The sequence below is a fragment of the Anaerophaga thermohalophila str. Valhall genome, from assembly GCF_000250735.1.
Lineage (GTDB): Bacteria > Bacteroidota > Bacteroidia > Bacteroidales > Marinilabiliaceae > Anaerophaga > Anaerophaga thermohalophila_A.
On sequence record NZ_AHZV01000086.1, the window covers coordinates 1 to 7,245 of the forward strand.

General features: G+C 44.5%; 2 protein-coding genes. Both read left to right on the top strand.

Going from position 1 to position 7,245, the window contains the following annotated elements:
• The first annotated feature begins 553 nt into the window (after positions 1-553).
• On the top strand, positions 554-5,938 hold the full coding sequence (locus OQ5_RS0103870) for a coiled-coil domain-containing protein (RefSeq protein WP_044107481.1): 5,385 nt from the start codon (positions 554-556) through the stop codon (positions 5,936-5,938).
• 24 nt (positions 5,939-5,962) lie between these two features.
• Positions 5,963-7,245, top strand: a 1,283-nt coding sequence (locus OQ5_RS20230) for a TolB family protein (RefSeq protein WP_016776239.1), incomplete at its 3' end; no start/stop codon positions are given.

The following is a 7,245-nucleotide window of genomic DNA, read 5'->3' on the forward strand; positions in this document are numbered from 1 at the left end:
ATAATGAAGAAAAACTTTTTTGTTTGTAAAAAACCGGTTGACATTCTGTAGCATTGATTTTATATTTAAACATTATTTTAAACTGAATCATTTGTAAATCATCTTCATAGGCCTTCTGAGACACTATATTTTTGACATAGTAATTTTTAGTATTAAGATTTCAAGAATTGCTCCACCCGGAATAATCCTGAAAATATCTGACAGACCGGAATTTTGCCGGAGGATTCACGGGAGAATTTTTTATAAATAGTCCGTTAAAAAAAGTCTAACCGCAGAGAAGTAATGACGCAAAGTTTTTATCATGAGAAAGTTATGATTTGTGTCATTAATTGTGTAAACAATCAATTACCAAACATTTGTAAAAGTTTAACGGAGTATTGTTTAATAATATGATCTGTTATTCATTTTTACTGACGAGACTGTCCAAAAGGCCAAAAAAATTGTCATTCTGAACGCAGTTAAGAATTTCAGAATGAATATTTTGAAATTTTTCACCGTGACCAAGATAACAATGATAGCTACTATTTCGGACAGCTCATAAAAAGAGATGTCTATGTACCTACGGAAAAACTTCAATCTCCTGGATACCAAAAAGTTTTTGGATAGAAATCTAAAAATCAATTCCGCCCCTTCATCTCCATCCAGGCGAACTGCTATTAAACGATTGTCACTCATCCTGATCGGGTTATCACCAATGGCCAAAGTTCTGGGTAAAGCTTTTTCATCACCTTTTGAGATTCGCCGAAAAGGAAAAGCCATACAATTTATATACAACCGGCAGGTGGCCTGGGAAATAGACCCTGCTGTTTTCGGTAAAAATGCTGTACTCAGATACCGCGAATCAGAACAGGGATTTTTCCTGGTGTTGCGCCATGCCACTTATTCTTACAGTGGCTTCCGGCCTGATTTCAAAGCAGCCATAAGTCATGAAACAGGAACATGGAAGATGCAGGTAAAGTTTACGCATCTTGGAATTAACAAAACAGTTCCTTTTCTTCCCTGGCTAAAAGGGAAAGAGCAACTTTCCGGATATAACCATCATGCCAGACAGATGCATTTTGGCTCTGGGGATACGCTCAGCATTCCGGCCGGTCAGGTATTGTTGGACAACAAATGGCAATTAGATGTTATCCCAGACAAGCCGGTGACTTTAAATGTATTCAACAGTGAAGAAAAATATAAACAAATTGCTTTTTCACCTTATGCTCCGGCAGACAGTTACTGGGTGGAAATGAAGAAACATAAACCTTCAGCCTGGATCACCCTGAATGAACCATTGGATAAATTTGAAGCACTTTCAGGGTTAAACACAGATGAGAAAGGCAAGCTGCAGATAGCCAACTATCCGTTCTCATCAACAGGCATTGCACTTGGTGATGATGCGGGAACCGCCATTTTATGGGCCTGTAATGAATCATCAACTGAAAGTCATACCCGGTATCAGACAGAAGTTTCCGACCAATCGGGGCTGGCCCTTTATCGCAGTCGCTTTGTCAAAGAATATCAACCCGAATCTGAACCATTTGGCCTGGTAGCTGATCTGGGTGACAATGCCCAATGGTACGGCGCACCCAATGCTGCTTTTGCGCTGGCCGGCTCATCAACTGCTTTTTTTAGTCTTTTCGGTGAAGGGAAAAAAGTTAAAGAACTCAACTGTAAAGCCCTTCTTACCGAAACACTTATCCCGGTGAATGGGGCACGGTCATTACCTGCCGCTTATTTATCTCCGGTTGAGGTTGAAGTGCATCCACAGGACCCTGTTATCAGAACGCGACCTCAGAAAGTGGAACCCGGAGAAATACAAAATATTGGCATTCTCAATCGCCCCCGGCAGCAGGAACGTGTCAACTGGCTCTATGTCAACAGACAGTCGATGAGGGTGAAGTTCAAGTTACAGGAAGCCATCAAATTTAACCTGATACGCCCTGAAGACTTCCTGAATCTTCAATTTGAATTTGTCAACTTTAAGCTTGAGAACAACATTCTCGAAATTGATGACACCAAAAGCCCGGCATTTCTTATAGTACATTTCCCATCCCAGCACTTAAGAGAACGGGCCTTCAACGAGTTTGGAACGAAAAATGTACCGGTTGATTTTATCCGTGCCGGCAGCAGTCGCCTGGTTTTTAAGGTTCCTCCCGGGCATCCGGCCATTCCGCTTATTCTGGAAAATCTGCTCGACTGGAATCAGTTCGATTTGCAGGTTAACTACAGGGCCCGGTGGTTTAATACCAGTTCCACCATTAGCCAGATTAAAACCACGCTTCAAAATATATCCATTCCACTTGGTGCCCGGGGCATTTCAAAAAGAATGAAAACCCGGCCGGTTATTGCACCCCTTGCTTCACGCAGAGTAAAGACCATTGAGAAAGTAACCACTCCGGCAAGGACAAGTGCAAAGCCAATGAGTGCCATGGAGGTTAAAGTGGCCATGTCATCAACACCACGGGGGGCAGCTACGATGACATTATCTGACAACCAATTAAAAAATGTGCTGGCCACTCCTGAAATTGAGTTAAGTGTGGCAGAATCGCTTACAGGCGCTATGCGGAATCTGTTAGAGATGAAACCCCCATCGGTTTACGAAACATCTATTGAGGCTCCGACATACGCAGAAATTTCTCCAAACCAGTTTGCAGGATTTAATCACTCTTTCCTGTTACGTGACGAATTTGATGAATACAGTGAAGACAGCGTTCAGAGTGTCAATCTAGAAGGCGAGGGAACAACGGTTCCTGCAAAAACTACCCGTGATTTACGAATGGACCCCTCGCGTCAGGTAAAACGGTTGAATGTTACCCCCCTGCCATTAAATCAGAAATCAACAAAGCCGAAAACACAGGTGGAACTGCAACAGCCCGGGGATGGCATTCAAACAGGCAGAACTTTAAAACGGAGTTACAAAAATGTTGTCTCCCCGCTTCTGATCAATGCCCCCGGATTACTGATACAAAAATCGGGTCAACTGTTCGAATTGTGGCACACCCGCATGGGTATCAAACTGGCTTCGGGTGAAGTGGACGAAAGCGCTTTGAACGCCCTGAAAACCGTCAGGGTCTTGTGGAGTAAGTGGGCCAATGAAACAGTAGAAGCCGGTCCGGTTTCAGGAGATGACAATCTCAACAACATTCCGGAGCCGCGCGATTTTCATGAATTGGTTCACCTGACTTCCAACTATACCGGATTAAAAGAAAACCTCGGTACCCGTAAAATAACACCCCGCCCTGTAAAAGCCAATCAGTTGATGTTATCGGGACTGGGAGCCTGGTTCAACTACGCTTTCAGAATGGATACAGCTGTTGAAAGTACGGGACTTGTGGCATGGGATCAGCGTGCAACCATGGGACGTGATCATTTTATCAAAGTGGTTCGCCGCGGTTACCTGTTCCCCTTTGGACATAAAGCCGTCAAAATTACTGTGGTCAACAGAGAGATGAGGGTGATCAATAACGTATCATCGGCTGTCTTGATCAAGCGTGTATATATTAAAGTTACACAGCCCGAACTATTCTTCGGCCAGGCTGAAAATGCTTCGTTTGTCCCCTTCCCGTTTCAGCGGGTCGAAATCAAGGACCTTCAGAAAAAAATACATGATGTGGAGGTTAAAACCGGAGTTTTTGAATTGTATCAGCCACAGGATACTTCCGAGCCCGATCCTTTCAAAATAGAAGCCGATGATGCTTCCGGAAATCCGGTTAGAATGGAAGTTCCCCTGGCATTTGTGGACGGAGCCCTTACTGACCATCACCCCGTAGTCGATCATTACAACAATCAGGGCTGGGATTATTTCAGCTCTTCGCCGGCCTCCCGCTCGATTGCCTATGCCCGCAGTCTGGTTCCCGGAGATACTTCTTTCGAAACCAAAAGCATCATGTTCGCTGCAGGGAAAGGCGACTTCGTTAATATGGTCAATTTTTATCCTGAAGTTAAGGAAGCTTCCGTTTTTGTGCGGCAGATTGAGGAACTTACCGGGGAACGCAATGCCGTTCGCATCAGTCTTGTTGACGACAACAACCTGTCAATGGTATTTGCGAAAGTAATTGAAAACGAAAAGCCGTCCCTTGTTTTTGGCGACAGCGAAAAAAGCGGGGGACTTCTGACACCCAACATGGCAGTTTCGGGATTTTCCAAACTGACAGGTATTACCGGTAACAAAATTGAAGACCTTGAAAAGCTGGTCGTTCAGGTCAATGAAATATTCAGTCTGGCAGAAGAATATATGCCAAAAATATTCGGCATCATCAATTTTGTTGATCTTCTTCTCCCGGATGTTGATTTGTCATCTGCCGTTGATACCATAAAGAACAGCATTGAAGATATTCGCGAGCAGATTGAAGAGCTACAGAACAAGATTTTGATGGTGCTGGCAAGGATCGACAGCGAGCTGAAAAAGCTCAATGTTTTACTTGAAATCCTGGGCGATTTGCTCGACAACAACGACATTGTCAGTGTGCTTCAGGATTCTGAGAAACTTGCCGATGCTTTGGCAGCTTATGGCATTTCCGTGCCGGGTGATCTGAAGGATACGCTGGAAAAAGCCATTGCTATTGGTAAGGAAATCCAGTCGAATGATGTAGAGATTGAAGACATCACCGGTTTTATTTCGAATCCACAGGGGCTTAAGAATAAGCTCTCGGAGGCTGGGATTGAGGTAAATTCTGAGATCAGCCAGGCGGTTGACAAAATGCTGCAGTTGGTCGATGCCTTTAAGAATAACGGATTGGACGGAACAGAAATAACTGCGGTTATCAATGGTCTTGGCATGGCATCACAGCTTTTTGATGTTCAGAGTCTGATTAAAACACTGGCATCACAGGTTGCCGAAATGGTGGTTGATGCCATCCCGGAAATCCCCAACGTAAAATTCCAGGTTAAAGGCGATGAAGTTGTTGTGGAATATCACTGGAAACCCAAAACAAAAGAATCGTACAGTGCCGGTAGTTTATTCTCCATAAAAAATCTGGATGAGTCGAAAGACCGCATTGATGTTTCGCTCGACAGTAAACTCACCAAGACACTGGATTTGAAACAACCGCCCGATTTCGATGTCAATGCATCCATCAATAAATTTTCAATTGTGGTAGCCGACTCTCTACAGTTGAATTTTAAGAAGATGGCTTTCAAGTCGGGAACCAGTGAAAAAACCGGTGTCGATGTTAAGTTTGAAACCATTCCCATACGACTAATCGGCTCACTTTCGTTTGTAAACAGCCTTCAGAGTGTTCTTAAATCCGACCAGTTTTCGGCCGGGCCATATATCGATATTACAGACAATGGTGTCGTAGCCGGCTACAATTTCCCGCTTCCCAATGTGGAAGTGGGTATTCTGGCCATCTCCAATATGATGCTTGGTGCTAAACTGATGCTGCCCTTCAATAAAGACCCATTAAAGCTGGGATTTAATTTCTGTGCCAAAGAGAATCCGTTTAAGCTGATGGTCTCCTGTTTTGGCGGTGGCGGATTTTTCCTGATGGAAACCACCATGCAGGGGCTTACCCGTCTTGATGCCGCTTTTGAATTTGGTGCAGGCATTTCTCTTAATGTGGGTGTTGCCAGCGGTTCTGTCGAGGTAATGGGCGGTATTTATTACACGCTCATTATGGAGGACGACATTAACAAGCAATCGATGACTGCCTACATAAGGATGACAGGACGATTATCGATCATAGGTCTTATCAAGGTAACCCTTGAGTTCTACCTCGAAATGGTTTATGAAGCACTTGGTGAGAAAACTACAGAAGAAGGGCTTGTGATTGCCGGAAGCAGTCAGCTGAAAGGCCGTGCTACTTTATCGGTAAAAGTGGAAATACTGTTTTTCAGCAAAACCGTTAAAGTAACCGTTAGCCGGACTTTTGCAGGCAATGATGCCGACCCCAAATTCCAGGATACATATACGATTGATCACTGGCAGAATTACTGTGCCGCATTTGCATCTTAAAATAATCCTAAACGCAGAGACGCTATGAAACAAACTTTCATATACACCACACTACCCAACGGTAAAGTTACCGTTGAAGGAAATGAATATTACAGCATATCATTGCATTGTGGCATCCGGCTCTCACATTCGGCTGCCACCACCATTGCCACCTTCCCTGAAATCTCGCAATGGGCCCGGAAGATTAAAAATGCTACGGGATTTAAGGTAAGAGGAGTTTCCGGTGATTTTATTCTCCGGGCTCGCATTAAGTTCGAAGGTGAAGGGCAACATTCGCACCGGAAAGCCGGTTGGATGCTTCGGGAAAATAAAACAGCGGGTTCTCCCCACTATAGTGCCGTGGTGCATGGTGACGGATTGACTTCGCTCCAATTCCGCGAAGAGCAGGATGGAGAAACCCGTGAAAGGCAATCCGAAGTCAAATCACCGGATGTTATTCAGCTTGAAAGACGTGGCGATACTTTATTGATGTCGGTAGCAAGGTATGGAGAACCTTTCAGCACAATAAAAATGGAAGCCGCAGGACTTAAAGATGAGGTAATGGCCGGATTGTTTGTCTGTTCGCACGACAGCACAACCACCGAAACTGTTACTTTTTCCAATGTACGCTTTGTAAAACCGGCCCCGGCCGATCTGGTGCCTTATCAGGACTACCTGGGAAGCCATCTCGAAGTGATGGAAATGAGCACAGGTCAAAGAAAAATTGTTTATACCTCACCAATCTCAATTCAAGCGCCCAACTGGACCCCTGACAACAAATATCTGATTTACAACAGTGAAGGTCTCCTGTTCAGGATCCCGCCTCGTGGCGGCATACCACAGCCTGTCAATACCGGCTTTGCCACCAGCAATAACAACGACCATGTACTTACTTTCGATGGTAAAACGATTGGTATCAGTCATCATTCGCAGGAAGACAACGGGAATTCTGTTATTTATCGTCTTCCTGTTAACGGCGGGACACCACAACGAATCACAGCTAAGAGTCCTTCCTATTTGCATGGATGGTCACCCGACAAAAAATATGTGGTATACACAGGAGAACGCAATGGGCAGTATGATATTTACAAAATTCCGGCCGATGGTGGTGAAGAAATTCAGCTCACGAACCAGAAAACCCTGGACGATGGTTCTGAATATTCGCCTGACGGTAAATACATTTATTTCAACTCGGCCCGAACAGGGACGATGCAATTATGGCGGATGCGCCCGGATGGTTCTGAGCAGGAGCAACTCACTTTTGACCGGTATAACGACTGGTTCCCGCATATCTCACCCGACGGCAAAGAGATTGTTTTTATCTCTTA

What these genes read in the sequence shown, in the direction of transcription:
- OQ5_RS0103870 (WP_044107481.1), top strand. Translation starts at nt 554, where the DNA reads ATGTACCTACGGAAAAACTTCAATCTCCTGGATACCAAAAAGTTTTTG.